This window comes from Pseudomonas oryzihabitans NBRC 102199 (assembly GCF_000730625.1).
Classification (GTDB): Bacteria; Pseudomonadota; Gammaproteobacteria; order Pseudomonadales; family Pseudomonadaceae; genus Chryseomonas; species Chryseomonas oryzihabitans.
On the sequence record NZ_BBIT01000006.1, the window covers coordinates 1 to 25,546 of the forward strand.

Sequence of the window (25,546 nt, forward strand, 5' to 3'; positions counted from 1 at the left end):
ACGAAACCTTCTACCGATTCCCCCCGAAGGCGAAACCGAAATTTGGTGGAGCTAGACGGGATCGAACCGTCGACCTCTTGCATGCCATGCAAGCGCTCTCCCAGCTGAGCTATAGCCCCGTCGGTCAGGACGGGGCGCATGTTAAGAGGCCCGGCCTCCCCTGTCAACACCAATAAGAAAAAAACCTGCTAGTAACAGACACTTAAGCCGGAAACCGACTAGATCGCCCGGGACAGGGCCGCACGCTGGGCGCGGGCGGCCAGCAGGTAGGTGAACTTGCCATCGCTGGAAGAGAGCTTGCGCAGGACCTTCTTGTCCAGGGCGCGATAGGCCCCCATCTCCAGCGCCGTACGGCCCGAGCTGCCGATCAGCATGCCCGGGTTGGCCACCATCAGCCTGGCGGCCTGCTCCACCGCCTTGGCGTAGCTCTTGCGATCGTCGAGATCGTAGTCCCGCAGCGGCAGCAGCATGCGCAGCCACTCGGCCCAGTAGAACTCGAGGAATTCCGACGGCAATACCCGGCCATCCGGGGTCCGCGGCTTGTCGTAGCCGATCTGGCGGGTGAAATAGACCAGCGCGCGGTAGGGGTCGTCGGCCATGGCGGAGAGGCCCAGGGTCGGCGGCAGCTGCTCGGGCAGGATGGGCCGGCCCTGGGGATCCTTGAGCCAGGCCTTGCGCTCGTCGAGCAGGCGGATCCAGAAGTCGGCCATGCTCGCGGCGTCGCTGAAATCGTCGGTGACCCTGACCCATACCGGGGTCTCGGGGCCGCCACCGGGGTGCTCCCAGAAGGCGGAAAAGGTGTGGTGGCCGTCGGTGAGATAGAGCTGCCGCCCCGGACCTATGACGACGGTCTTCATTTCATCCGGACAGCTACCCGGCGGCCGTACCCCGAGGGCGTCGCCGGCCGAGCGCAGACTGGTGCTCGGCTGGAAGCCACCACTCAGGTGCTGCCCGTTGGCTTCGCAGTAGTCGTCGAACAGCTTGCGCCGGTCGCAGGCGTACTTGCCGAGCTTGTACAGCACCTGGTCGTGGCCGATCGCGGGCTGGGTGGGGCGCAGCTGATGCAGCTGCACCTGGAGCAGGCTTCCTGGCGGCACGGGGTCTTCCTATCTCAAGAGGTCTTCCCAGGTCCGACAACGGTCATCCCGGGAAGACTCCTGCCGTCGATCAGACCTTGCGCAACACTACGCTGCCGATGGAATAGCCCGCGCCAAAGGAGCTGAGCACGCCCAAGCTGCCGCTGGCCAGATCCTCGTGGTGCAGATGCAGCGCGATGACCGAACCGGCCGAGCTGGTGTTGCCGTAGGTATCGAGAATGACCGGCGCCTCGTTGGGCTCGGGTTCGCGCCCCAGCAGGCGTTTGACGATGAGCTGATTCATCGCCAGGTTGGCCTGGTGCAGCCAGAAGCGCGAGACCCGCTCGACGGGGATGTCCAGTTCGGCCAGGTGATTGCCGATCAGCTCGGCCACCAGGGGGCAGACCTCCTTGAACACCTTGCGCCCTTCCTGGACGAACAGCTTGTCCGGGTGGGTCATGCCCTCCTCCGCCGCGCGGTTGAGGAAGCCGAAGTTGTTGCGGATGTTGTTGGAGAACTGGGTGAACAACCGGGTACCGAGGATCTCGAAGCGGTGCGCCGAGGTCGCCTGGTCGGCACGCTCCACCACCAGGGCGGTGGCCGCATCGCCAAAGATGAAATGGCTGTCGCGGTCGCGGAAATTCAGGTGGCCGGTGCAGATCTCCGGATCGATCACCAGTACCGCCCGCGCCTGCCCCAGTTGCACGGCGTTGGCCGCGGTCTGCAGGCCGAAGGTCGCCGAGGAGCAGGCGACGTTCATGTCGAAGCCGTAGCCCTGGATACCCAGCGCGGCCTGGACCTCGATGGCCACCGCCGGATAGGGCCGCTGCAGGTTGGAACAGGCGACGATGACGCCGTCGATGTCGGCGGCCGTCCGCCCGGCCCGTTCCAGGGCTTCGCGTGCCGCGGCAACGCCCATCTCGCAGAGGATCGAGGGCTCGTCGTTGGAACGCTCGGGGATGCGCGGCACCATGCGCGCCGGATCGAGGATGCCGGCCTTGTCGACCACATGGCGGCTGCGGATGCCGGAGGCCTTCTCGATGAAGGCGGCGCTGGATTCAGGCTGGGGCGCCAGGCTGCCCTGGGCGATGGCGTCGGCATGCTCGGCATTCCACTGGCCTGCCCACTGGTTGAAGGACGCAACCAGCTCGTCGTTGGAAATGCTTTCGGGCGGCGTATAGAGCCCACTACCGCTGATGACCGCGTGCTGCACGGCTATTCCTCTTGTTGTCGGGATGACGCCGTGCCAGTTTGCCGCAAATCCAGGGTGGACGCCCGTGCAATCTCAGCGCCGATTGGCCGCCTCGGCGGCGCGCAGGACATCGCTGCCCACTTCGCTTTCGTACCCCTTGATCAGGGGCGCCACCGCCGCGCGCCAGGCCTCGCGCTCGGCAGCCGTCGGCACCAGGATCTTGCTGGTATTGGCCGCCACCACCCGCTCGCGTGCCTTGGCGTTGATGGCTTCGGCATCGCGATTCACCGACTGGGACACCTCGTCGAGGATGGCCTCCAGCTCGCTGCGGATTTCGAAGGGCAGCCCGTTCCAGAAGGTGGTGTTGGTGATGAGCATGTAGGTTAGGAAGCTGTGGTTGTCCTCGACGATGTAGGGCTGCACGGTATTGATCTTCTGCCCCAGCAGGTTCGACCAGGGATTTTCCGCGCCCTGGACCTTGCCGGTACGCAGGGCGTCGTAGACCTGGGCGAAGGGCAGCTTGACCGCCTGGGCGCCGAGCTGCTGATAGTAGGCCGCCAGCACATCGGAGGACTCGACGCGGAAGGTCAGGCCCTTGAGGTCGGCCGGAACGTGGATTTCCCGGGTGGCCGAGAGTTGCCGGCCACCGTTGTTCCAATAGGCCAGCCCGGTGATGCCATGGGTGACGAGACTGCCCAGCAGTTCGCGACTCTTGTCGCGGCGCTGAAAGCGCTTGACCGCCTCGATATTGTCGAACAGGAAGGGCAGATCGTAGACCTTGAGCGGCTTGGCCAGGGCATTGAGCTTGGAGACCGAGGGTGCCAGCAGCTGGACCCTGTTGCTGCGCAGCGCCTCCAGTTCGTCGGCATCGCCCACCAGGCTGGAGTTGGGATACACCTCGATCTTGACCTTGCCCGCCAGGCGTTCCTGCACCAGCTTCTGCAACTGCAGGGCACCGCGCCCCTTGGGCGTGTCGTCCGTCACCACATGGGCGAACTTGATGACAATGGGTTCGGCCACGGCGAAGGGCATGGCCAAAGCGATAAGCGAGCCGGCCAGGGTGGCGAAAAAGGTCTTGATCATGGGATTCCCTGCGTTGAACGATCCATCGGATCGCCTGCGCGACCCCGTCGCGATGCGTGCGCGACGCGATTACCTTAGCAGCCGCGGCGGGAAAGGCTGGTCAGCGGAGGAAAACGGCACGACGAAAGTGCAGGAAAGCCGGATCAGGGGTAGGAACAGCGCCGTCGAAACGGCGCCAAGAATCCATCAGGGCGAGATGGGATCGCTCGCGGGAAAGGTTTCCTCGACGGAATCGTCGAGTTGCTCTTCGCTGACCTCGTCCTCGTCATTGGCGACGGGCGGATCGTTGGGCTGCTGCTGGGCATGGACGGCGTTCATGGCAAATCTCCGGACACGAGAGGTGTGGCAGGGCTGGAGACCTCCAGCCCTACAGCATTAGTCATGACTATGCAGACGGACGTTCAGCTCGTCGACGATCGGCGCCCAGTCGGCATCGCCCATGATTTCGTCCTTGAGAAAGGCCTTTTGCGCCGGCGACCAGAAGTCGGCCTCGGACACCTTGACCTCATCGGGCAGTGGCGAATGACTGGCGATGAAGTCGTCGATGGCAGCCGGATCGGAGTCCAGGCCCAGTTGTTCGAAGAGGGTCGTCAGATCGTGAACGGGAAGTTCCATGGGGGTCTCCAGGCGGTTATCGGTCGTTACGCTGGGCATCTAGAAAGACGCCAGCCTGGAGGGGTTCCCCGGCCTTAATAAATCCTTCAGCGTCGACCCTTAAGGTACGCCCACGTTCCGCCAACCAGGGCCTCCGCCATGTCGCTTCCCGTCTCTTCCATCCAATTCACCGCCGCGCCGCGCCGTATCCTCGTCACCGGCGCCACCGGCTTTCTCGGCGGCGCCGTCACCCTGCGCCTGCTGGAGCTGGGCCATGTCGAAGGGCTGAGATTCCTGGTCCGGGCCGCGACTCCCGCAGAAGGCCTGGAGCGCCTGCTGCAGAATCTGCGCGTGCATGACGTCGACGAGCGCCTGGCCGCCCTGCTCAGGCCCGAACAGATCCTCTGTGGCGACCTGCTGGACACCCACTGGATCGACGCCGCCAAGCCGCTCCTGCAGACGCTGGACGAGGTCATCAACTGCGCGGCGGTCGCCTCCTTCTCGCGCAATCCGAAGATCTGGCCAGTCAACGTCGAAGGCACCTTCGCCCTGGCCGAGGCCTGCGCCCAGTCGTGGCGGCTGAAGCGCTTCCTGCACGTCAGCACCGCCATGGCCTGCGGTCCGCAGCGCCAGTCACCGGTCGCCGAGACCTGGGACTTCCCCGAGCCGGAGCAGCAACTGGTGGACTACACCGCCTCCAAGGCGGCCATCGAACTCAAGCTGCGCAACGAGTTGCCGCTGCTGCCGCTGGTGGTGGCACGCCCTTCCATCGTGGTGGGTCACCGTCGTTCCGGCTGCAAGGCGTCAGGCAGCATCTTCTGGGTGTTCCGCATGGGTTTCGCCCTGGAGCGCTTCACCTGTGGCCTCGACGAGCAGATCGATGTCATTCCGGTGGACTACTGCGCCGAAGCCCTGGTGGAACTGGCCCTCAAGCCGAAGCTGAACTACAGCCTGTATCACATCTCGGCGGGCAATGCCGGCGCCTGCACCTTTGGTGAAATCGACGAGGCCTATGCCGGCGCCATGGGCGATGCCCCGGTGGGCGAGCGCTATCGCCAGGTGGACAGCGCCGATCTCAAGGAACTGGCGGCCGACTTCAACGAACGCATCGGCCCGGCGAATCCGCGGCTGGTGCTGCGGGCGCTCAAGCTGTACGGCGGCTTCGCAGATCTGAACTACCTGTTCGACAATCAGCGTCTGCTGGACGAAGGCATCGCCGCCCCGCCGCGCTTCACCGACTACCTGGATGTCTGCGTGCATTCCTCGCGCGACATCAGCATCCCGGCGCAGATGCAGTGGGACTTCAAGTAAGGCCCATGCCCGGGGCTGGCGATGGCCAGCCACCGGGCGCCGCTCAGACGGAATCCTTCTCCGGCGAGCTCAACCGCGAATCCCGCACGATGTCGCTGACCGAGGCGTAACCCCCGCGGGCATCGCGCAGCATGGTGCGCAGGTTGCCTTCGATGGTATTGCAGATGGTGCCCATGGTGATCTGGTGCCGACTGCGCTGGAAGGGACTCTGCAGATCGGTCCCGACCTTTTCCAGCGCCAGGAACATGAAGCCCACCACGGTGGAGGCCAGCGGCGTGTACCACTCCAGGCTTTCCACCAGGCCGATGGGCATCAGCACGCAGAACAGGAAGACGAACAACCGCGGGAAGTTGACATAGGGATAGGGCAAGGGCGTGTTGGCGATGCGCTCCATGCCGCCCTGCCAGTTGGACATGTCGACGAAGGTGGCTTCCAGGCGCTCCAGGCGGATGCTGTCCAGGCGACCGGCGCGGTACTCCAGGGCGATCAGGCTGGAAGAGCCGCTGAGGATGGCGTTGGCGAAGTTGTTGGTCTCCTTGCGCATCGCCCACTCCTCCTTGCCCAGGTAGGTGCGGACTTCCTTGGGCAGCGGGTCGCCGCTGAGCTGGCAGGCCAGGCAGCGGACGTAGGCGAGATGGCGCTCGATGAGTACCGTCTTGATGGCGTTGAAATGCTCGTCGCCATCGTCGATGAGCGTCAGCGCCTGCCGGGCGAAGCTGCGCGAGCTGTTGACCATGCCACCCCAGAGGGTGCGCGCTTCCCACCAGCGCTGATAGGCACTGGTGTTGCGAAAGCTGGTCAGCACGATCAGCGCCGAGCCGATCAGGGTCAGGGGGATGTTGGGCAGCTGCGCCCGTTGGTCGACGAAGATCATGTAGTCGACGGTGACGGCGATGTCCCACAGCAGCAGCCAGAAAACCGACCAGCCGACGTAGCTGAAGGTTTGCCGAAGGAATGTCAGTTTGCGTTCGAAAAAACCCAAGGTGATAGTCCTTAGCGCGTGAAAGAAAGGATGCAGCCATAGGAACCTGGGGTCGGGGACAGGTTCAAGGCAAGCGTCTAGAGCGCGGATCGCCACCCATTTCACGCAATTGGCCGGTGGCCATTCCGTTTCCGGATATGAAGAGGACGTCGGTTGCTGGCTGCCAACCTCCGGCTCGCAACCCGTACTTGGAGGCCCTATCGGCCGTGGATATCGGCACGTTCACCGAACATCCGCTTTCGGGTGCGGTCCGACAGACACCATGCCCTTCCGGAGCACTGCCATGACCGCCACCCCGCGCGTTCGTCTGGATGTCTGGAGCGATTACGTCTGTCCCTTCTGCTACCTGGAGCTGCCCCAGCTGGCGCGTCTGCAGGAAGAATTCGGCGACCAGCTGGCCATCGAGTGGCATGCCTTCGAATTGCGTCCCGAGCCCACGCCCACCCTCGACCCTGCCGGTGACTACCTGCGCCGGACCTGGGATCGCGCCGTCTATCCCATGGCCGCGGAATACGGCATGGTGCTGCGGCTGCCGCCCGTGCAACCCCGCAGTCGCCTGGCGCTGGAGGCGGCGGAATTCGCCCGCGAGCAGGATCGCTTCGACGCCTTCCACCTGGCGGTCTTCCAGGCCTTTTTCGAAGAGGGTCGGGATATCGGCGAGCTGGACGTGCTGCTCGACCTGGCGCGTCACAGCGGTCTGGACAGCGAGGCGCTAAGAGCCAGCCTGGCCCGGGGCGACCATACCGATGTCGTGCTGCACGCCGAGGATCGCGCCGAAGCCCTGGGCATCACCGCGGTACCGACGCTGCTGCTGCGCTCCGCCGGGGCGCCCGTCGAAGAGGCTCGCGCCCTGGATGGCGCGGTGCCCTTCGCCCAGTTGGCGGCGGCCGTCAGGGCGCAGCTGGAGGCCGCCGGCGCCTAGCGCTGCGCGGCCGCGGTCAACTCGGGAAACAGTACCTCGGTGAAGCCGAAGCGGGCGAAATCTTGGATGCGCGAGGGATAGAGTCGCCCGATCAGGTGATCGTATTCGTGCAGCACCACCCGTGCATGGAAGCCTTCGGCCTCCTGGTCCACCGGACGACCGTCGCCATCCACGCCCCGATAGCGGATCCGCCGCGGCCGTGGCACCTCGCCGCGCAACCCCGGGATCGACAGGCAGCCTTCCCAGCCCAGCTCCTCGCTGGCGTCCAGCACCTCGATCCGCGGATTGATCAGCACCTGCAGGGGCACCGGCGCCGCCTCGGGATAGCGGACATTGCGCTCGAAGCCGAAGACCATCAGTTGCAGATCTTCGCCGATCTGCGGCGCCGCGAGGCCCACGCCACCGGCGGCGGCCATGGTGTCGAACATGTCCTGGATCAGCCCCTGCAGCTCGGCCGAACCGAAGCGCTCGGCCGCCACCGGCGGTGCCACCCGCAGCAGGCGGGGATCGCCCATCTTCAAAATGTCACGAATCATGCGAGGATTCCTCCTTTGGCCGGTCCAGCCGCCGGCGATTCGCCAGGAGCTTAAACCAGATGTCTTCCCTACTGCTCGCCAGCGCACTCGGCCTCGGCCTGAGTACCCCCCTTGCCCAGGCCGAGGACGCGGCCCTCGCCGCCCGCCTCGATCCGATTTTGGAACAGGCCATCGCCCAGCAGCGCATCGTCGGCACCGTGGTCATGGTCGCTCACCAGGGCCGCGTGGTGTATCGGCGCGCCGCCGGTTTCGCCGATCGCGAAGCCCGGCGGCCGATGCAGGAAGACCAGCTGTTTCGCTTCGCCTCCCTGACCAAGCCGCTGGTGGCCGTGACCGCCTTGCGGCTGGCGGACCAGGGCCGCCTGGATCTGCAGGCGCCGGTCAGTCGCTACCTGCCCTACTTCACCCCGGCTCTGGCCGATGGCACTCCGGCCACGCCGACCCTGGCGCAGCTGCTCAGCCACACCGCCGGCCTGCACTATGGTTTCGGCGAAGACCAGCACGGTCCCTATCACCGTGCCGGGGTATCCGACGGCCTGGATGATGCCTCCCTCACCCTGGAAGAAAACCTCCGACGCCTGGCGGGGGTGCCGCTGGACTTCCAGCCGGGCACCCAGTGGCGCTACTCCCTTGGGCTGGACGTGATGGGCGGCGTGCTGGCGGCCGCCACCGGGCAGCCCCTGCCGGCGGTCGTCCAGCGGGAGGTGGCCGCACCGCTGGGTCTGCACGACCTGAGCTTCCACGTCAGCGACGCCGGGCGCCTGGCCACAGCCTATCGCGACGGCTATCCGCGCCCCGAACCCATGAGCGAGCCCTATCTGCTACCCATGCCCAAGGGCGGCATTCTCTATTCGCCGGCACGCGCCCTTTCGGCGCAGGCCTTCGCCTCGGGCGGCGGTGGCATGCAGGGCAGCGCGGGCGACTATCTTGCTTTTCTCGAGGCGCTCCGCCAGGGGCGGCTGCTCCAACCGGCCAGCCAGCGCCTGTTCATGGAAGACCAGATCCCTGAGCTGCAGCGCGACGACGCCCCGGGCTGGGGCTTTAGCCTGGGCGCGGCGGTGCTGCGCGATGCCCGGATGGCGAAGACCCCGCAGACGCCTGGCACCCTGCAATGGGGTGGCGTCTACGGCAATGCCTGGTTCATCGACCCGGCGCGCGAGCTGAGCGTGGTGATCCTCACCAACACGGCGATCGCCGGCATGAGCGGCCCCTTCCCCGACGCCATCCGTGATGCCCTTTACCGCGACTGAGCGGCGTCCAGCCGGGCCTGCAGCGCCTGCAGCTGCTCCTGCAGCGCGGCATGCTCCTGTTGCAGGGCTTGATAGCTGTCGGTGACGGCGTCGGTATCGATGAACACCTGCTCGATGAACTCCTTTTCCACCAGGGTGCGCGACAGCTTCGCCCGCTCCTCTTCGAGACTCTCGCGCAGGGTCTCCAGCTCCTCCTGCAGGCGCCCATCCACCTCGGCCACGCCCGCCGCAGCCGGCGCCGCGGGCTGTTGCCGCAGCCGCAGCAGCTCTTCGCCGAGTCGCTGTACCTTCACCTTGAGCTGATCGCGCTCGCGGCGCACTTCCAGCAGGGTGCCCTGCACCCGATCGTGATCGAGACTGAGGCGCTGCAGCTTGGCTTCCGCGCCGCGCATCTCGCGATTCTGCACGTGCAGGTTGGTGATCAGCTTGTGCGCCCGGTCCAGCTTGGACTTGAGATCGTCCAGCTTGAATTCCAGACTCTCGCGATGGGACAGCAGGTCGTCGATATAGGGCTGGTTGGTCTTCTTCCAGTCCGGATAGTCGTCACCGCCCACCCCGTCGAGGCGGCCTACCAGATCCAGGCTGTCGCTGATGGCCTGCCCCAGGGGCTCGACATCCGCCTGCCGCGCCGCGTCGATCAGGCTGGCCGCGGTCTCGGCCTGACTGGTGAGCGGCAGCGGCGCGCCGGGCGCAGACGCCGCAGGGACCTCGGGGTCCTCGACCGCGGCCTCGGGGCGTGGAAAGAGGCGCTGCCAGAGCAGGGTCAGGACCAGGGCGATGAGCAGGACATTGGACAGGGTGACCAGCAGGAAACCCCATTCGACGAAGCGCGAGTCGGCCATCCCCTAGCTCAACAGGAAGGCGATGAAGCCGTCACCCAGCCCGGGAAAGGACAGGCTGAAATCGGCGCGACCATTGTTCTGCCGCCAGAGGCTGTAGAGCTTCTCGAAGGGCTTCTGCACCAAGTGACTGGTGCTGAGTACCAGCGGCGCACCACCCTTGCCGGCGGAGATCATGCCGCTGAGGTCGGCGAGGAAGGCGGTGGCGTTCTCGTAGATTTCCCGGCTCAGGGTCGCGCTGGCAATGGCGCTGTGGATGGCTGCCGGCGCGAGTCCGGCCAGGGAGCCACCGAGAATGCAGGCCGCGTTGAGGTCCAGCAGGCAGACGGCTTCCAGTGCCTTGCTCTGCGGATGGCCATAGATGCCGATCACATAGGGCAAGGCCAGCCGATCAACCGGAATCGGCGCCATGGGCTCTATCTGGCAGACGATGGACGAGAGGCCGAGCAACTGGCGGATGCGCTGTGGGTCAGGGTTGAAACGAGTCGGGATCGGCAGGCTCTCGCGACCGGAGGATTCAATGGCCTGTTCGGCGCTGGCGCCATCCTGCAGCACGGTGAGCACCGCCTGCTGCAGGGTTTCCTGGGCGAAGGGCTTGGTCACCACGAAGGCTGCGCCATTGCGGTAGGCCGCCTCGATGTTGCGCGCCGACGACTCGGTGGTGACAAAACCCACGTGGATGTCGGCGCCCACCCGCTGACGGATCGCCTGGAGCAGTTCCAGACCGGTCATGCCGGGCATGTGCCAGTCGGTGAGCACCAGGTTGGGCGTCCAACTCTCCAGCAGCGCCACGGCTTCCTCACCGGTGGACGCCACGCGCAATTCGATATCCCTGTAACCGGTATTCGCCAGAATCCGCTTGATGATGGTCTGGACCGCTCGACTGTCGTCTACCACGAGGAACTTCATGCATCATCCTGAATTATGAACGCCACGTTATCCCTCGGCGAGCTGTCGCCGCGGGCGCCAGTGTGGATCACAGTGCAGATATCACCTGGCCAGTATCAGCCGAACGGCAACCTTTTTGCGAGAGCTTGTCATCGGCGAGTGAAAGGTATTCGTCCAGGGCGGGATACGGCAATTCGAGGACCGCACAATAGAGCCTCAGCAGCTCCAGCTCTGCGGTTTGCACCCTTTCGTCCGCCTCGATGAGACAGAGCAGGCCCTCCAGTACCAGGGTGCGCGCCGCCACGCTCAGCTGGGCGAGCTGCGCCAGGGCGCCGTCCAGCGCCGGACGCCAGGGACGCGGCGGCGCGTAGCTACAGTGCAAACCGGGAAAGGTACGGGCGACGGCGAGCAGGAAGGCCCGACGAGCGGCCTGGACGTCATCGTGGCTCTGTTCGGCGGCCACCGCATAGAAGGTAAGGACCGCGGTCCGGGCCTGCGCCAGCTTGCCCCGCCCCGACAGCCGTTGGCGACCCGGCGCCAAGCTGGCGATCAGCTGACGCTGGATGATCTGCGCCAGGCAGTAGCGGGACAACTCCAGGTCCGGCGCAGCGGCGAAGCCTGCCTTGAGATCGATCAGCAGCTGGCGCAGGACCGGCCGCGGCAGTTGGCGGATGGCCGGAAAGGTCAGTTGCGCCACCGGCAGCCGCAGAGAGGCATGCAGACTGTTCACCCAGCGCGCGCCCTCCCCGCCGCCCGCTGCCGGCGGCGTGCCGGCCAGTGCCAGCAACAGCTCCGCCGCCTGCTGCGGCTGGCGCAGCACTTCGAGCAGGGCCGGTGGAAGGGTGCGCAGGGGCGTATCGGCCAGTGCCGGTGCAACCGGCAGCGCTACGGCGGTCGGCGGCGGCGAAGCGGGCGGCGTACCCCCTGCCACATAGGCGACGCCCATGGGCAGCAAGGCTTCCGCCCGGAGGCGCTCCAACTGCCATTCGTCGAAGTCCGGTTCCAGGTGCTGGATGCGCTCCAGCACCGGGGGATGGGTGGCGAACCAGGAGGCGCCCGAGTCGCCCAGCACCATGTGCGCGACGCTGCGCGCCCGACGGTGATAGAGCCGCCCCTGCAGCGGATGGGCGGCGATCTTCTTCAGGGCATTGGCCAGACCCTGGGGCTGGCGGGTGAACTGCACGGCGGAGGCATCCGCCAGACGCTCGCGTGAGCGCGCCGCCGCGGCCTGGATCAGGTTGGCGAAGAACAGTCCGCAGCCGCCGACCGCCAGCAGCACGGTGCCCAGCAACCAGCCCAGCAGGTGGTTGCCATCGACCCGGGTGATGGTCGAGGTGCGATCCGAGAAGAGCTCCTGTCCGAGGTCGGCGATCAGGCTGATGCCATGCAGCCAGCCCAGCAGGCGCAGATTCAGGCGCATGTCGCCGTTGAGCAGATGACTGAATTCATGGGCGACGACACCCTGCAATTCGTCCCTGTTCAAGAGCTGGAGCGCGCCGCGGGTCAGGCACAGGCTGGCATCTGCCGGTCCGTAGCCGCTGATGAAGGCATTGATGGCCGGCTCGTCCGGCAGCAGGTACAGCCGCGGCACCGGTACGCCGGCGGCCAGGGCCATCTCCGCCACCACGTTGTGCAGCTGACGGGTACGGGGGTCGGTCTCATCGTCCAATGGCACGGCGCCCAGCCGCCTGACCACGGCCTCGCCGCCCTGGCGCGCCAGTTGCCGCACCTTCCAGAAGGAAGCGCCGGCGATGATGCCGGTGAATGCCAGGCCGGTCTTGACCAGCGTCGCCCCACGCCCACCGAGGTAGTCGATCACCTCCCGCGGCAGGAACACCAGGGCCAGACCGGCGCTGGCCAGCGCCATGAGCAGCACCACCAGGGCCAGCAAGGCAAGACACAGCCGGGTGCGCCGGCGCGCCGCGGCCTGGTCGTCGAGAAAGCGCACGCGCTCAGCTCAGGCTGATGCGCGGGGTCTGGCGGGCGGCCCCGTCCGGCAAGGTCAGCGGCTGCGCCAGGCGAAAGCCGAAGCGACGGGCGAGCAGCGATCCGGGGAAGGTCTCGCAGCGATTGTTGTAGTCCATCACCGCATCGTTATGGGCCTGACGGGCATAGGCCAGGCGATTTTCCGTGGAGCTCAGCTCTTCCATCAGCTGCAGGACCGTGTCGTTGGCCTTGAGCTCCGGATAGGCCTCGCTCACGGCGAACAGCCGCCCAAGGGCGATGCCGAGTCCCTGCTCGCCCTGCTCCAGGGCGTGCAGGGCGACGGGATCCTCCGGCCGGGTCTTGGCCTGGTGCAGGCCGGACTGCGCCTGCTGGCGCGCCGTCATCACCGCCTGCAGCGTTTCGCGCTCGTGCTGCAGATAGCCCTTCACCGCTTCCACCAGATTGGGGATGAGATCGTGCCGGCGGGTGAGCTGGACATCGATCTGGGCGAAGGCGTTGCGGTAGGCGTTACGCGCCGTGACCAGAGCGTTGTAGAGGCTGATCGCGAACAGGCCGAGAGCGACCAAGGCAGCCAGCAGGAGCAGCAGTTTCATCGAATCGTCCTTGAAGGTGCTGAGAATTTCCAGTCTAGGGCGCGCGCCGCTGCGCCCGCTGCACAGCGCGACGGATGCGGCGGTTGAGGGGATGGCTGGTGAATCCGGGGGGCATACCGCGGTTCAAGACGGGGATGGCGTGCCCGGGTCGGTGGGCTGGCGTGGCGCTGCGTCCGCCTTGCGGCCGGGCTGGAGCTGCAGCAGCAGGGCATCGCGCTCCTGACGCATCTGGGCGAGGCTGGTCTGGGTCCGGGTCAGTTCCTCCTGCAGTCGCTGGGCCTGGGCTTCGGAGGCGCGCAATTCGCGATTCTGCGCGCGCAGGCCGGTCACCACCTTGTGCGCCCGAGTGAGCCGCATGACCATGTTGTCGACCTTGAGCTCCAGGGCTTCGCGGTGCGACAGCAATTCCTCGACATAGGGGTCGTCGCTTTTCTTCCACTCGGGATAGTTGGCGTCGTACACCTCTTCCGGGCCCTCGTCGAAGAGATCGACGTTACGGTTCGCCGCCGGGGCGGGACTGGCGGGAAGTGGCGGCGGCGGAGCGTTGGCAGGCGCGCTGTCGACCACCTCAGGGGCAACCGGCGCCTGCTCCTCGTTAGCGCCCTCGGCCTTGGAAGCCGCGTCGCTGGCGACGTACCGCTGCCACAGCAGAAACACCACCAGGGCGATCAGCAGGATATTGCACAGGGTTATCAGGACGAATCCCCAATCCATCAGCTGTGCATGACTCATCTGCCGCTCCGTGCTTTTCCGGTGACTGGATCCAAGGCCTGTCGAGACCTCTCGCCTACCCTGTCGGCGGCGGCGCCTCGTTCTGCAGCCGATTTGAATACAGCTGGCAGCCTAAAGCATTTCTATCAGCCAAGCGGCGCCAGGGCGGAGACGAATTGTCAGGCACGGGGGTGTGCGCGGTTTTTCCACTGGGCAGCAGAGGCGCTACAGGCTAGGGCCGCGCGGGAAAATCCGGGCGAAAAAAAGCCCGACGCTGGACGTCAGGCTTTGCAACGGTGGGCGGATGTTGGGCTTCGCTGCGCTCAACCCAACCTACGGGAGGAGGTAGGTTGGATTGAGACGGCTCTGTCGTCGAAGCCCAACAAGCAGCCCAGTCGGATCTCCTACGCCAGGCTCTTGCTCACCACCTCGTAGACGTCGCTGGACAACTCGCCGCTGGCCAGGATGCGCTCCAGCTCGGCGCGCATCAGCGCCTGACGCGCCGGGCCGTACTTCTTCCAGCGGGTCAGGGGCGTCAGCAGCCGCGAGGCGATCTGCGGATTGAGGCGGTTGAGGATGATGATCTGGTCGGCCAGGAAGCGATAGCCGCTGCCATCCTCGGCGTGGAAATTGACCAGGTTGCTGTTGGCGAAGGCTCCGATCAGCGCACGCACCTTGTTGGGGTTCTTCAGGGTGAAGACCGGATTTTCCATCAGCGCCTGGACGCGCGCCAGACCACCCGGCAGGGGGCTGGACGCCTGGACGCTGAGCCAGGTGTCCATGACCAGCGGATCGCTCTTGAACTCTTCGAAGAAGCGCGCCAGGACGTCGGCCTTTTCCTGCTCGAAACCGGAATTGACCAGGGCACTCAGGGCAGCCAGGCGCTCGGTCATGTTGTCGGCGTTGTCGAACTGCTCCAGGGCGGCGTCGCGCGCCTCCGGCTCTTCCAGCAGCATCAGATAGCCGAGTACGGCGTTCTGCAGACTGCGGCGGGCGATATGGTCGGCGCTGGCCTGGTAGGGCGTGGTACGCGAGGCCTCGCGGGCGCTGCGATAGCGCTGCCAGAGCACGTCGCGCAGGGCTTCGGCGATGGCCCGACGCGCCTGACGGCGGGCGCCGTGGATGGCCCCGGGATCGGCCTGCTCGGACAGTTCCACCAGATAGGCTTCGGACGGCAGCGAGAGCATCTCGGCGACCATGGCCGGATCGAGGGACTCGTCCGCCGCCACGGTGCGCAGGGCTTCCACCAGCCGGGTGTCCAGCGGCTCGCCGGCGATCATGCCCTGCAGCACCTGCACGGCCAGCTGCTGGCCGGCGTCCCAGCGGTTGAAGCCGTCGCTGTCGTGCTGCATGAGGAAGGTCAGCTGTTCACGGCTGTAGGGGAAGCTGAGCTTGACCGGCGCGGAGAAGCCACGCAGCAGCGACGGCAGCGGGCGCTCGGGCACGTCGACGAAGGTAAAGGTCTGCTCGGCCTGGGTGACCGACAGCACCCGGTCGGTGCCCTGGGCAGAGCCCTCGCCTTCCAGGCGCAGCGGCAGGTCGCGCCCCTGGCCATCCAGCAGACCGAGCTGGACCGGGATCACGAAGGGCTCCTTGGTCGGCTGGCCCGGGGTGGGCGGGCAGCTCTGGCTGAAGGTCAGCCGATAGGTCTGGGCCGCGGCGTCATAGCCGTCGCTGACCGCCAGGCGCGGGGTGCCGGACTGGCTGTACCAGCGCTTGAACTGGCTGAAGTCGGCGCCATTGGCGTCTTCCAGGGCCTTGATGAAGTCGTCGCAGGTCACCGCCTGACCGTCGTGGCGCTCGAAGTAGAGATCGGTGCCCTTGCGGAAGCCCTCGGCGCCCAGCAGGGTGTGCAGCATCCGCACCACCTCGGCGCCCTTCTCGTACACCGTCAGGGTGTAGAAGTTGGAAATCTCGATGAAGTGGTCCGGGCGCACCGGGTGGGCCATGGGACCGGCGTCCTCGGCGAACTGGTTGGTGCGCAGGAAGGCCACGTCCTCGATGCGCTTGACCGTGGGCGAATTCATGTCGGAGCTGAAGCCGGCATCGCGGAACACGGTGAAGCCTTCCTTGAGCGACAGCTGGAACCAGTCGCGGCAGGTCACGCGATTGCCCGACCAGTTGTGGAAGTATTCGTGAGCGACGATGGCCTCGACGCGCTGATGGGCGGCGTCGGTGGCGGTGCGCGGGCTGGCCAGCACGGCGCTGGAGTTGAAGATGTTGAGGCCCTTGTTCTCCATGGCTCCCATGTTGAAGTCGTTCACCGCGACGATCATGAAGATGTCCAGATCGTATTCGCGGCCATAGACCTCCTCGTCCCAGCGCATGGACTTCTTCAGGCTGTCCATGGCGTGCTGCAGCTTGCCGATGTTCTCCGGTTCGACGTAGATGCGCAGGGCCACGTCGCGGCCACTGCCGGTGCGGTAGCTGTCTTCGACGCACCAGAGGTCACCGGCGACCAGGGCGAACAGGTAGGCCGGCTTGGGGAAGGGATCTTCCCAGGTGGCCCAGTGACGGCCGCCCTCGGCTTCGCCGCTGGCCACCGGGTTGCCGTTGGAGAGCAGGATCGGGTACTTGGCCTTGTCGGCTTCCACCGTGGTGGTGAAGACGCTCATCACGTCCGGCCGATCCAGGTAGTAGGTGATCTTGCGGAAGCCTTCGGCCTCGCACTGGGTGCAGAACATGGTGCCGGAGACGTACAGGCCTTCCAGGGCGGTGTTGCTTTCCGGATGGATGCGCACCGAGGTCTTGAGCACGAAGGCTTCGCCCTGGGGCTGCAGGGTCAGGCTGCCCGCCTCGACCTGATAGTCGTCGGCGGCCAGGGCCTGGTCGTCCAGCGCCACGGCCAGCAGCTCCAGTTCCTCGCCATGCAGCACCAGCGGCGGCAGGCCCGCGCCACGGGCCGGATTGCGCTGCAGCCGCAATTCGGCATGTACCAGGGTCTGGTCGTCGTGCAGCTCGAATCTGAGGCGGGTCTCCTCGATGAGGTACTCGGGCGCCTGGTAGTCCTTGAGATAGATGGTCTGGGGCTGGTCGGTGCGCATGGCTTACGTCCTTACATCTCTGCTGCGGAGGCGGACACGGCCAGCTGATAGGCCGTGTACTTGCGAATATTGATCACGCCGGTATCGAACATCAGGTATTGACCCTTGATGCCCAGCAGCGTGCCTTCCACCACGGGGGTCTTTTCCAGGTCGTGGCTGACCACCTTGGTGGGATAGACCGTCACCGGATAATGGATCTCGATGGGCGCCATGTCGACCACCGGCTGGATCGCCTGCAGACCGAAGCGGCCCTGGAGATCGTCCAGACCCTGGGCGCAGGCGTCGAAGATCCGCTCGCGCACCGCCACCAGGTCTTCCGGTGCGGCCACGCCCTTGAGCATGGCGCGCCAATTGGTGCGATCGCCCACCTGGCTGCGCAGCAGGTCTTCCACCAGGCCGGACTGCTGGCGCGTGGCGACCCTCAGGATCGGCAGCGCCTGGTAGGCGCCCTGGTCGATCCAGCGGGTGGGCAGCTGGGTGGCGCGGGTGATGCCCACCTTGAGCCCCGAGGAGTTGGCCAGGTAGACGACGTGGGGCACCATGCAATGGGCTTCGCCCCACTCCGGCTGGCGACAGGTGCCATGCTCGTAGTGGCACTTTTCGGGGCTGACGATGCAGCTGTCGCACTGGGCCAGGGCGGTGAAGCAGGGATAGCAGTAGCCCTGGCTAAAGCTTTTGCGGGTCTTGCGGCCGCAGTGGGTGCAGTGGATGGCGCCCAGGTATTCCAGGCGCAGGCGACGGCCGATCAGCGGATTGACCGGTACCTCGCGCTCGTCGAGGCGAAAGGCGTAGTTGACGGGGTCGGCCAGGGTCACGGCCATCTTGCGCAGGGCGCCACGGCCCAGTTCGGTCATCACGGTAGGAATTTCTCGATTTCTAAAAGACGCGAGGTGCCTCTTCGTCGCCGAAGGGCACCTCGTCGGGGTAAGGCGCTGACAATCAGTGGATGGCGTCGGACTTGAACAGGATGTTCTCGATGGGCACCGACTTGGAGGCGCACTCCTGGGGACCCATGTAGCCGGTCCGCTGGTCTTCGGGCAGGTGCTTGGCCTCGTAGGCGATCACCGCCTGCAGACAGAGCTCGACCTGGTCGCGACTGAGCTTGCGGCCGTCCGGCCACTTGCCGATCTCCACGGCCAGCTTGAGGCCTTCGTAGATATCGGGGGTGATGTTTTCCAGCATCTGGGCGAAGGATGTCGACATGGGTCGCTCCGGACTCTAGTGAACCGCCAGTTTACCGGGCTGCAGGCGACGGCGCACCTGGCCTGGTTCAATGGTGGTCATAGGTTGTATTTCGGCTCGCGGCCCGGTGTCGCGATAGGCTGGGTTGAGACGGCTCCATCGTCGAAGCCCGACAGGGGCGATGCCGGATTGGGCTGTTGGGCTTCGCTGCGCTCAACCCGACCTACGCGGATGCGAATCCCGTAGCGTGGAAAACGGTCTGGCCTTTTCCACTGAAGAATTCGGGTCAGGGTCGCCCTCACCCCAACCTCCTCACCCAGGGAGCGGGCGCTAGCCGAGCAGGCCTACCCTGCAACAGGTCTGAACCCTGGCACCTGGCCGCCATCAGAGCAGGAAGCGCTTCCTGGAGACCCCATGCCTGCCTATCACCCTCTCATCCTCGCCGGTGTCGAGCTCTGGCTGCTCGCGGAAAAGGCCATCTATTGGCCGGCGCGCCAGGCGCTGCTGGTGGCCGATATCCATTTCGGTAAGGCGGCCGCCTTCCGGGCTCTGGGCCAGCCGGTGCCCCATGGCACCACGGCCGGCAACATCGCCCGGCTCGACAGCCTGCTGACACGCTACGACTGTCGCGAGATCATCTTTCTCGGCGACTTCCTGCACGCTCCGGAATCCCGCGCCCCCCTGACCCTGGACACCCTCGAGCGCTGGCGGGAACACCAGGCCCATCTGCGGCTGCTGCTGATTCGTGGCAACCATGACCGGCGCGCCGGGGACCCACCGGCCGCCCTGGGCATCGACGTGGTGGGCGAACCGCTGGACCTGGACGGCCTGTCGCTGCAGCACGAACCCGATCCACACCCGCGCCTGCCGGTGCTGGCCGGCCACATTCATCCGGCGTTTCGCCTGCAGGGGCGTGGGCGCCAGGCGCTGCGCCTGCCCTGCTTCTGCCTGGAAAATGACGAGGTACTGATCCTGCCGGCCTTTGGCGACTTCACCGGCGGGCACCTGCTGGCACCCGATCCGGCGCGGCGGATCTTCGTGGTGGGGGATGGCGGTATCTGGCCCTTGCGCTAGAGCCAGATACCCTGGCGATCAGCCTTCTTCGGTGATCCCGGTGATGGTGATGCCGTGGCGTTCCAGCAGGGCCACCGTGGGTTCGTCGTAATCCCGGGGGACTTCGCTGTCGTCGTATTCTTCCAGGGCATCGTCGCGGACGATCTGGGCGATCCGCTCCATGTCCGGTTTCTGGTCAGCGTCGGTGGTGACCACCGAGGTGTTGCCGTCAACGTTGCTGTAAGCAATTTTCCACTTCGACATCTCAGGACTCCTCAGGGGGAAACAAGGCTATCGAGAGATTAGAGGGCCGGATCCCCAGTAATTCGCCCTAACGCGGACGAAAGACGATATCCAGCAGGCCGGCCAGGGCGCCGTCGGCGCAACCAGCCTGGGCCAGAGCCTCGTGGGCCTGCTTGAGGTGACCGTGCAACTGGCGTTGCGCATGGTCGCGGCCGAGCAGGCTGACCAGGGTGGACTTGTCGCCATCCTTGCCGGCGTCCTTGCCCAGGCCCTTGCCGTCGTCCAGATCATCGAGCAACTGGAAGGCCAGGCCGAGCTGGCAGGCGAAGACGTGGAAGGCCTCGCGCTGCACGGCGGTGGTGACCAGGGTGGCACCGGCCATGGCCATGGCCGCGGAGAACAGCGCGCCGGTCTTGAGCTGGTTGGTCAGGGCGATGGCATCGGCCGGCCGTGCCTGGCGGCCGCCGTGCAGGTCATGGTACTGGCCGCAGACCAGCCCGGCGGTGCCGACCGCATCGGCCAGTTGGCAGACCATCTGGGTGCGGGTTTCCGCTGGTACCCCGGCGAGGCCCGCGACCAGGCGCAGGGCGTGGCTGAGCAGGGCCACCGCAGCCAGCATGGCGACGTCCTCGCCGAACTCGACGTGCAGGGTCGGCCGCCCGCGGCGCAGGCGGGCGTCGTCCATGCAGGGCATGTCGTCGAGGAACAGCGAGGCGGCGTGCACCATCTCCACGGCGCAGCCAAGATCGAGGACGGCCTCGTCTCCCTGACCCAGGTCCTCGGCGGCCAGCACCATCAGCAGCGGACGCAGCCGCTTGCCGGGTGCCAGCACACCACTGCGAATCGCTTCGGCGACCGGATCGCTGCCGGCCGGTAACAGCTCTGCCAGACGCTCGTCGATACGGGTACGCTGCCATTGCAGCGCAGCGGCAAAATTGTCTGTCGCGTTCGGCACTAATACGGTCGCCATGAGTCGAGATACTCCATATGTGGAACCGACGAACGGTCGCACCTTGGTGGATTAGGTCTTCGCAAAGCGAACCCGTCGTCCCCTACCAGACCACAACGACCGACGAAAGGTCATTCAGGGCGGACTCTAGAAGACATGGTGGATTGGGAACTGGCAAGCCGCAAGAACGATCATCTGGACATCGTGCTGGATCCCCACAAGGCCCGCAGCGCCGTTACTACGGGCTTCGACGCCTACCGCTTCACGCATTGCGCCCTGCCCGAGCTGAACCTCGACGAGATCGACCTCGGCACCCGCCTGTTCGAGCGTCCCCTGGCCGCGCCGCTGCTGATCAGCTCCATGACCGGCGGCCCAGAGCGGGCCGCGCTGATCAATCGCCATCTCGCCGAAGCGGCCCAGACCCTGGGCATCGCCCTGGCAGTCGGGTCCCAACGCATCGCCCTGCAGCAGGGTGGCGACCAGGGCCTCACCGGCGAATTGCGCCGTCTGGCGCCGGACGTGCCGCTGCTGGCCAACTTCGGCGCGGCGCAGCTGGTGGCGGGCTATGGCCTCGATGAAGCCCGCCGCGCGGTGGAGATGATCGAGGCGGACGCCCTGATCGTGCATCTCAACCCCCTGCAGGAAGCCGTGCAAGCCGGTGGCGATCGCCGCTGGCACGGCATTCTCCTCGCCTTGGAAAATCTGGTTACACAACTGGCCGTGCCGGTCGTCGTCAAGGAAGTCGGTGCCGGCCTGTCGGGCCGGGTCGCCACGCAATTGTTGGAGGCTGGTGTGGCGGTGCTGGATGTCGCCGGCGCCGGAGGCACCAGCTGGGCAGCGGTGGAAGCCGAACGGGCCCGTGACGAGCAGCAGCGGGCCATTGCCCGGGCCTTCACCGACTGGGGTATCCCCACCGCCGAGAGCCTGCGCCAGGTGCGCACCGCCTGCCCGCAGGCAACGGTGATCGCCTCCGGTGGCATCCGCGATGGCATCGACGTGGCCAAGGCGATCCGTCTCGGCGCGGATCTGGCCGGCCAGGCCGCCGCCGCCCTGCCCGGCGCCACCGAATCTACCGAGGCGGTGATCGCGCATTTCCAAGTGGTGATCGAACAGTTGCGCATCGCCTGCTTCTGCACTGGCTCGGCCGATCTGGCCGGCTTGCGCCAGGCCGAGCTGCTGGACGCCGCATCGCTGCGGTGCCCATAGTGGCCGACACCCGACCGGACGCCGCCATGCATGTCGCCCTGATCTCGCCGCCGCTGCCGAGCCACCTGTCCACCCATCTGGTGCTGGGCGAGGCGCTGGTCGCGCTCGGCCACCGGGTCACCCTGCTGCACCAGGTAGAGGTGGGCGACCGGGCGCTGCCGGCGGGCATCGAGTTCGAGGCGATAGGCGCGACCAGTCATCCGCGCGGCAGCCTGGCGCCGCTGCTGGCCCGTACCGCCAGCAGCAAGCCCTGGTCGGTATTCGGCGTGATCGCCGACATGGCGCGCAATACCGAGCTGTTCTGCCGCGAAGGCCCGGCCGCGCTGCGTGACCTCAAGGTCGACTGCCTGATCGCCGACCAGATGGAGCCGGCCGGGGGCCTGCTCGGCGACCACCTGGGCCTGCCCTATGCGTCCCTGGCCTGCGCCGTGCCGATGAATCGCGAGCCCCATCTGCCCCTGCCCACCCTGCCCTTCGCCTACCCCGCCAGCGAGCGGGAGCGGCAGATCGTCCAGGGCGCCACCCAGGTGTTCGACCTGATGATGCGCGGCCAGGGCAAGGTCATCCAGCGCCAGGCCCAGGCCTTCGGCCTTGGCGACCGCCGAACCCTCGACGACTGCTTTTCGCCCTATCTGCAGCTGAGCCAGTGCCTGCCGGGCTTCGACTTTCCGCGTCGTGCCCCGCCGCCCCATTTCCACGAAGTCGGGCCGCTGCGTTCGCCGGCGGTGCGCGAGCAACCGCTGGCGCTGGAGATCGATCCGCGCCGGCCCTTCGTCTTCGCCTCCTTCGGCACCCTGCAGGGTGGCCGGCTGCCGCTGTTTCGTCGCATCGCCCAGGCCTGTCGCCAGCTGGGCATCCAGGTGCTGATCGCCCACTGCGGGCGCCTGGATGCCAGCGGCGAACGCCGTCTGTTCGACGACGGCGCCACCTGGGTCACCGACTTCGCGCCCCAGGAAGCGGCCATTGCCCGCGCCGATGCGGTCATCACCCACGGCGGCTTCAATACCGTGCTGGACGCCCTGGCGGCCGGCAAGCCCATGCTCGCCCTGCCCATGGTGTTCGACCAGCCGGGCATCGCCCGGCGCCTGGAGCGGGTCGGCGCCGGCATCTGCATGGCACCGCGGTTGGCCAGCAAGGCCCGCCTGACCCAGGCCCTGGGCGCCGTGCTGGCCGACCCCAGCTATCGCCAGGCGGCTGAACGCTTCGTGCCCATCGCCAGAGCGGCAGGCGGCGTCGCCACGGCCGCTCGCCTGGTGGATGGCCTGGCCCGGCGAGGACTCGAACGTGCGTCCTGACCTGCTGATCGTCGGCGGCGGCCTGGCCGGCGGCCTGCTCGCCCTGCGCCTGGCCGAAACCCGCCCGGAGCTGGACTGGCGCCTGGTGGAAGCCGGTCCGCGCCTGGGCGGCAACCACACCTGGTCCTTCCACGAGCCGGACCTCACCGCGCCGCAGCATGCCTGGATCGATCCGCTGGTCGCCCATCGCTGGCCGGGCTACGAGGTGCGCTTCCCCCAGCGCCAGCGGCAACTCGGTAGCGGCTACGCCAGCATCAGCGCCGAACGCTTCCATGAGGTATTGAGCGCGCGCCTGCCCGCCGAGCGCCTGCTGCTGGGACGCGAGGTGCTGCGCCTGCAAGACGATGGCGTGGTCTTCGCCGATGGCTACACCCTGGCCGCCGGCGCGGTGATCGACGCCCGCGGACCGCGACCCGATCCGGCGCTCTGGCTCGGCTATCAGAAATTTCTCGGCCAGGAGGTACGCCTCACGCGGCCCCATGGCCTGGCCGAACCCATCGTGATGGATGCCACCGTCGATCAGCTGGACGGCTATCGCTTCGTCTACAGCCTGCCACTGGCCCCCGACCGGCTGCTGATCGAAGACACCTACTACGCCGATGGCGAGAGCCTGCCGGTCGAGCGCCTGCGCCAGCACCTGGCCGACTATGCCGGGCAGCAGGGCTGGGAGATGGCCGAGGTGCTGCGCGAGGAACAGGGCGTGCTGCCCATCACCCTGGGCGGCGATCTGGACCGCTACTGGGACAACGTCACCGCCGGCGCCCCCATCGGCCTGGCCGCCGGGCTGTTCCATCCCACCACCGGCTATTCGCTGCCCGAAGCGGTACGCCTGGCGGAGCACCTGGCCGCCCAGCCCTTCACCTCCAGCGCCGTGCTGCGCGACGGCCTGCGGCAGTACGCCCAGGGCCGCTGGCAGGGCCAGGGCTTCTTCCGCCTGCTCAATCGCATGCTCTTTCTCGCCGGCCGCCCCGAGCACCGGGTGCGCGTCATGCAAAGGTTCTACGGCCTCGGAGAACCGCTGATCCAGCGCTTCTACGCCGGCCGCCTCACCGCCTTCGATCGGCTGCGCATCCTGTCCGGCAAACCGCCGGTGCCGCTGAAACCGGCCCTGGATGCCGCGCTGGCTCGTCCTCCTCAGTTCAAGGAAGCACCATGACCCAAGGTAACGCGCCCAAGCGGGCCATCGTCATCGGCGCCGGCTTTGGCGGTATCGCCCTGGCGATCCGTCTGCAGTCGGCCGGCATCGCCACCACCCTCATCGAGGGCCGCGACAAGCCCGGCGGTCGTGCCTACGTCTACGAGGACGCGGGCTTCACCTTCGACGCCGGTCCGACCGTCATCACCGATCCCTCGGCCCTGGAAGAGCTGTTCACCCTCAGCGGTCGACAGATGCGCGACTATGTGGAGCTGCTGCCGGTCAGCCCCTTCTACCAGCTGTGCTGGGAAGACGGCACCCGCTTCGACTACGTCAACGACCAGGCCCGGCTGGACGAGCAGATCCGCGCCCTGGAGCCGGACGACGTGGCCGGCTACCAGCGCTTCCTGGCCTATTCCCAGGCGGTGTTCGAAGAAGGCTACATCCGCCTCGGCGCCAAGCCCTTCCTCAAGGTCGGCGACATGCTCGCCGCCGGTCCCAAGCTGGCCCAGCTCAGCGCCTGGCGCAGCGTCTACACCCAGGTGTCGCGCTTCGTGAAGAGCGAGAAGCTACGCCAGACGCTGTCCTTCCATACCCTGCTGGTGGGCGGCAACCCCTTCGCCACCTCCTCGATCTATGCGCTGATCCATGCGCTGGAACGCAAGTGGGGCGTCTGGTTCGCCAAGGGCGGTACCCACCAGCTGGTGCTCGGCCTGCTGAAGCTCTTTACCGACCTCGGCGGCGAGGTGCGGCTGAACGCGCCGGTGGAACGCATCCTCACCGAAGGCAATCGCGCCACCGGTGTCTGCCTGGCCGACGGCAGCCAGCTCGCGGCCGATCTGGTGGCCTCCAACGCCGACGTGGTGCACACCTATCGCAAGCTGCTTGGCCACCACACCCATGGCGTGGTCGAGGGCAATCGCCTCAAGCGCAAGAGACACAGCATGTCGCTGTTCGTCATCCATTTCGGCCTGAGCCAGCCACCGGTGGGTCTCGAACACCACATGGTCTGCTTCGGCCAGCGCTATCGCGGCCTGATCGACGAACTGTTCAAGGGCCCGGGCGTGCCGGACGACTTCTCGCTCTACCTGCACTCGCCCTGCGTCACCGATCCGTCGCTGGCACCGCCCGGCCACAGTTCCCACTACGTGCTGGCGCCGGTACCGCACCTGGGCAATGCCGACGTCGACTGGAGCGTGGAAGGCCCGCTCCTGAGAGACAAGATCTTCGCCTACCTGGAAGAGCGCTACATGCCCGGCCTGAGGGCCAACCTGGTCACCTCGCGCATCTTCACCCCGGCCGATTTCCGCCAGGAGCTCAATGCCCATGTCGGCTCGGCCTTCTCCCTGGAGCCCATCCTCACCCAGAGCGCCTGGTTCCGGCCGCACAATCGCGATAGTGTCATTCCCAACCTCTACCTGGTCGGCGCGGGCACCCATCCCGGGGCCGGCGTTCCGGGCGTGGTCGGCTCGGCCAAGGCCACCGCCAGCGTCATCCTCGAGGAGCACGGTTAGC

Annotated in this window: 24 protein-coding genes, 1 tRNA gene and 1 pseudogene; 8 read left to right on the forward strand and 18 right to left on the reverse strand. The window is 66.8% G+C overall.

From position 1 onward, the window contains the following. Positions 1–43: 43 nt before the first annotated feature. The 6 genes and pseudogenes from POR01S_RS09775 to POR01S_RS09795 all read right to left on the reverse strand — a co-directional run bounded on the left by POR01S_RS09775 (position 44) and on the right by POR01S_RS09795 (position 3,966). A tRNA-Ala gene (locus tag POR01S_RS09775) sits at positions 44–119 on the reverse strand. A gap of 99 nt (positions 120–218) precedes the next feature. Next, the gene (locus tag POR01S_RS09780; RefSeq protein ID WP_027597598.1) at positions 219–1,097 is read right to left on the reverse strand and encodes a ParB/Srx family N-terminal domain-containing protein; all 879 of its coding nucleotides are present in this window, start codon (positions 1,095–1,097) and stop codon (positions 219–221) included. A gap of 70 nt (positions 1,098–1,167) precedes the next feature. Continuing rightward, the gene (locus tag POR01S_RS09785; protein ID WP_007162895.1) at positions 1,168–2,289 is read right to left on the reverse strand and encodes a beta-ketoacyl-ACP synthase III; all 1,122 of its coding nucleotides are present in this window, start codon (positions 2,287–2,289) and stop codon (positions 1,168–1,170) included. 72 nt (positions 2,290–2,361) lie between these two features. Further along, positions 2,362–3,351 (reverse strand): DctP family TRAP transporter solute-binding subunit, encoded by a 990-nt coding sequence (locus tag POR01S_RS09790; protein ID WP_027602831.1) that lies wholly within the window; start codon positions 3,349–3,351, stop codon positions 2,362–2,364. A 186-nt stretch (positions 3,352–3,537) separates the two neighbouring features. After that, a pseudogene (locus POR01S_RS24005) lies at positions 3,538–3,633 on the reverse strand (hypothetical protein); the annotation flags it as partial. A 93-nt stretch (positions 3,634–3,726) separates the two neighbouring features. Further along, positions 3,727–3,966: a DUF2789 domain-containing protein gene (locus POR01S_RS09795; RefSeq protein ID WP_007162892.1), complete on the reverse strand. Its 240-nt coding sequence runs from the start codon at positions 3,964–3,966 to the stop codon at positions 3,727–3,729. A 138-nt stretch (positions 3,967–4,104) separates the two neighbouring features. Here POR01S_RS09795 and cprA point away from each other — a divergent pair, with 138 nt between their 5' ends. Then, complete coding sequence (gene cprA / locus POR01S_RS09800) at positions 4,105–5,256, forward strand: cationic peptide resistance protein CprA (RefSeq protein WP_042135497.1); 1,152 nt, start codon at positions 4,105–4,107, stop codon at positions 5,254–5,256. Positions 5,257–5,299: 43 nt separating this feature from the next. Here cprA and POR01S_RS09805 read toward each other — a convergent pair whose 3' ends face one another. After that, the gene (locus POR01S_RS09805; protein WP_042135499.1) at positions 5,300–6,238 is read right to left on the reverse strand and encodes a bestrophin family protein; all 939 of its coding nucleotides are present in this window, start codon (positions 6,236–6,238) and stop codon (positions 5,300–5,302) included. 283 nt (positions 6,239–6,521) lie between these two features. On the opposite strand from POR01S_RS09805, the gene POR01S_RS09810 reads away from it, so the two are divergent. Next, positions 6,522–7,160: a DsbA family oxidoreductase gene (locus tag POR01S_RS09810; protein WP_027597593.1), complete on the forward strand. Its 639-nt coding sequence runs from the start codon at positions 6,522–6,524 to the stop codon at positions 7,158–7,160. Here the strand turns inward: POR01S_RS09810 and def are convergent. Next, positions 7,157–7,696, reverse strand: coding sequence for a peptide deformylase (def, locus tag POR01S_RS09815; RefSeq protein ID WP_042135501.1), 540 nt, complete (start codon positions 7,694–7,696; stop codon positions 7,157–7,159). The two genes, POR01S_RS09810 and def, sit on opposite strands and share 4 nt — an antisense overlap. A gap of 59 nt (positions 7,697–7,755) precedes the next feature. Between def and POR01S_RS09820 the strand changes: the two genes are divergently transcribed. Next, on the forward strand, positions 7,756–8,946 hold the full coding sequence (locus tag POR01S_RS09820; protein WP_042135503.1) for a serine hydrolase domain-containing protein: 1,191 nt from the start codon (positions 7,756–7,758) through the stop codon (positions 8,944–8,946). Here the strand turns inward: POR01S_RS09820 and POR01S_RS09825 are convergent. The 8 genes from POR01S_RS09825 to POR01S_RS09860 all read right to left on the reverse strand — a co-directional run bounded on the left by POR01S_RS09825 (position 8,934) and on the right by POR01S_RS09860 (position 18,171). Continuing rightward, entirely contained in the window at positions 8,934–9,788 is an 855-nt protein-coding gene (locus POR01S_RS09825; protein WP_052382647.1) for a hypothetical protein, read from the reverse strand. The two genes, POR01S_RS09820 and POR01S_RS09825, sit on opposite strands and share 13 nt — an antisense overlap. A gap of 3 nt (positions 9,789–9,791) precedes the next feature. Then, positions 9,792–10,694, reverse strand: a complete 903-nt coding sequence (locus POR01S_RS09830; protein WP_027597590.1) for a response regulator — start codon at positions 10,692–10,694, stop codon at positions 9,792–9,794. 67 nt (positions 10,695–10,761) lie between these two features. Beyond that, a complete protein-coding gene (locus tag POR01S_RS09835; RefSeq protein ID WP_052382648.1) occupies positions 10,762–12,621 on the reverse strand; it encodes a M48 family metallopeptidase in 1,860 nt (619 codons plus the stop codon). Positions 12,622–12,625: 4 nt separating this feature from the next. After that, positions 12,626–13,213, reverse strand: coding sequence for a LemA family protein (locus POR01S_RS09840; protein WP_007162885.1), 588 nt, complete (start codon positions 13,211–13,213; stop codon positions 12,626–12,628). Positions 13,214–13,336: 123 nt separating this feature from the next. Then, positions 13,337–13,945: a hypothetical protein gene (locus POR01S_RS09845; protein WP_042135505.1), complete on the reverse strand. Its 609-nt coding sequence runs from the start codon at positions 13,943–13,945 to the stop codon at positions 13,337–13,339. A 383-nt stretch (positions 13,946–14,328) separates the two neighbouring features. Beyond that, on the reverse strand, positions 14,329–16,968 hold the full coding sequence (gene pepN / locus POR01S_RS09850) for an aminopeptidase N (protein ID WP_042135507.1): 2,640 nt from the start codon (positions 16,966–16,968) through the stop codon (positions 14,329–14,331). A gap of 11 nt (positions 16,969–16,979) precedes the next feature. Next, positions 16,980–17,822, reverse strand: a complete 843-nt coding sequence (locus tag POR01S_RS09855; RefSeq protein WP_027597587.1) for a DUF2797 domain-containing protein — start codon at positions 17,820–17,822, stop codon at positions 16,980–16,982. Positions 17,823–17,907: 85 nt separating this feature from the next. Continuing rightward, positions 17,908–18,171, reverse strand: a complete 264-nt coding sequence (locus tag POR01S_RS09860; RefSeq protein ID WP_007162881.1) for a YeaC family protein — start codon at positions 18,169–18,171, stop codon at positions 17,908–17,910. A gap of 393 nt (positions 18,172–18,564) precedes the next feature. Here POR01S_RS09860 and pdeM point away from each other — a divergent pair, with 393 nt between their 5' ends. Further along, entirely contained in the window at positions 18,565–19,224 is a 660-nt protein-coding gene (pdeM, locus tag POR01S_RS09865; RefSeq protein ID WP_042135509.1) for a ligase-associated DNA damage response endonuclease PdeM, read from the forward strand. A gap of 18 nt (positions 19,225–19,242) precedes the next feature. Here pdeM and POR01S_RS09870 read toward each other — a convergent pair whose 3' ends face one another. After that, positions 19,243–19,467: a hypothetical protein gene (locus POR01S_RS09870; RefSeq protein ID WP_027597585.1), complete on the reverse strand. Its 225-nt coding sequence runs from the start codon at positions 19,465–19,467 to the stop codon at positions 19,243–19,245. A gap of 67 nt (positions 19,468–19,534) precedes the next feature. Further along, on the reverse strand, positions 19,535–20,416 hold the full coding sequence (locus POR01S_RS09875) for a polyprenyl synthetase family protein (RefSeq protein WP_042135511.1): 882 nt from the start codon (positions 20,414–20,416) through the stop codon (positions 19,535–19,537). A gap of 135 nt (positions 20,417–20,551) precedes the next feature. Here POR01S_RS09875 and fni point away from each other — a divergent pair, with 135 nt between their 5' ends. The 4 genes from fni to POR01S_RS09895 are packed head-to-tail and all read left to right on the forward strand — an operon-like array spanning position 20,552 to position 25,545. Continuing rightward, positions 20,552–21,601, forward strand: a complete 1,050-nt coding sequence (gene fni / locus POR01S_RS09880) for a type 2 isopentenyl-diphosphate Delta-isomerase (protein ID WP_042135513.1) — start codon at positions 20,552–20,554, stop codon at positions 21,599–21,601. After that, complete coding sequence (locus POR01S_RS09885; protein WP_081875199.1) at positions 21,601–22,896, forward strand: nucleotide disphospho-sugar-binding domain-containing protein; 1,296 nt, start codon at positions 21,601–21,603, stop codon at positions 22,894–22,896. The genes fni and POR01S_RS09885 overlap by 1 nt, the downstream gene beginning before the upstream one ends. Then, positions 22,859–24,052, forward strand: a complete 1,194-nt coding sequence (crtY, locus tag POR01S_RS09890) for a lycopene beta-cyclase CrtY (RefSeq protein WP_115946145.1) — start codon at positions 22,859–22,861, stop codon at positions 24,050–24,052. The genes POR01S_RS09885 and crtY overlap by 38 nt, the downstream gene beginning before the upstream one ends. Continuing rightward, positions 24,049–25,545: a phytoene desaturase gene (locus POR01S_RS09895; protein ID WP_007162874.1), complete on the forward strand. Its 1,497-nt coding sequence runs from the start codon at positions 24,049–24,051 to the stop codon at positions 25,543–25,545. Before crtY ends, POR01S_RS09895 begins: the two co-directional genes overlap by 4 nt. Position 25,546 lies beyond the last annotated feature (1 nt).

Coding starts and splice junctions, on each gene's coding strand:
- POR01S_RS09790 (WP_027602831.1), bottom strand. CDS start 3,351: ATGATCAAGACCTTTTTCGCCACCCTGGCCGGCTCGCTTATCGCTTTG.
- POR01S_RS09795 (WP_007162892.1), bottom strand. CDS start 3,966: ATGGAACTTCCCGTTCACGATCTGACGACCCTCTTCGAACAACTGGGC.
- cprA (WP_042135497.1), top strand. CDS start 4,105: ATGTCGCTTCCCGTCTCTTCCATCCAATTCACCGCCGCGCCGCGCCGT.
- POR01S_RS09810 (WP_027597593.1), top strand. CDS start 6,522: ATGACCGCCACCCCGCGCGTTCGTCTGGATGTCTGGAGCGATTACGTC.
- def (WP_042135501.1), bottom strand. CDS start 7,696: ATGATTCGTGACATTTTGAAGATGGGCGATCCCCGCCTGCTGCGGGTG.
- POR01S_RS09820 (WP_042135503.1), top strand. CDS start 7,756: ATGTCTTCCCTACTGCTCGCCAGCGCACTCGGCCTCGGCCTGAGTACC.
- POR01S_RS09825 (WP_052382647.1), bottom strand. CDS start 9,788: ATGGCCGACTCGCGCTTCGTCGAATGGGGTTTCCTGCTGGTCACCCTG.
- POR01S_RS09830 (WP_027597590.1), bottom strand. CDS start 10,694: ATGAAGTTCCTCGTGGTAGACGACAGTCGAGCGGTCCAGACCATCATC.
- POR01S_RS09840 (WP_007162885.1), bottom strand. CDS start 13,213: ATGAAACTGCTGCTCCTGCTGGCTGCCTTGGTCGCTCTCGGCCTGTTC.
- POR01S_RS09845 (WP_042135505.1), bottom strand. CDS start 13,945: ATGAGTCATGCACAGCTGATGGATTGGGGATTCGTCCTGATAACCCTG.
- pepN (WP_042135507.1), bottom strand. CDS start 16,968: ATGCGCACCGACCAGCCCCAGACCATCTATCTCAAGGACTACCAGGCG.
- POR01S_RS09855 (WP_027597587.1), bottom strand. CDS start 17,822: ATGACCGAACTGGGCCGTGGCGCCCTGCGCAAGATGGCCGTGACCCTG.
- POR01S_RS09860 (WP_007162881.1), bottom strand. CDS start 18,171: ATGTCGACATCCTTCGCCCAGATGCTGGAAAACATCACCCCCGATATC.
- pdeM (WP_042135509.1), top strand. CDS start 18,565: ATGCCTGCCTATCACCCTCTCATCCTCGCCGGTGTCGAGCTCTGGCTG.
- POR01S_RS09870 (WP_027597585.1), bottom strand. CDS start 19,467: ATGTCGAAGTGGAAAATTGCTTACAGCAACGTTGACGGCAACACCTCG.
- POR01S_RS09875 (WP_042135511.1), bottom strand. CDS start 20,416: ATGGCGACCGTATTAGTGCCGAACGCGACAGACAATTTTGCCGCTGCG.
- fni (WP_042135513.1), top strand. CDS start 20,552: ATGGTGGATTGGGAACTGGCAAGCCGCAAGAACGATCATCTGGACATC.
- crtY (WP_115946145.1), top strand. CDS start 22,859: ATGGCCTGGCCCGGCGAGGACTCGAACGTGCGTCCTGACCTGCTGATC.
- POR01S_RS09895 (WP_007162874.1), top strand. CDS start 24,049: ATGACCCAAGGTAACGCGCCCAAGCGGGCCATCGTCATCGGCGCCGGC.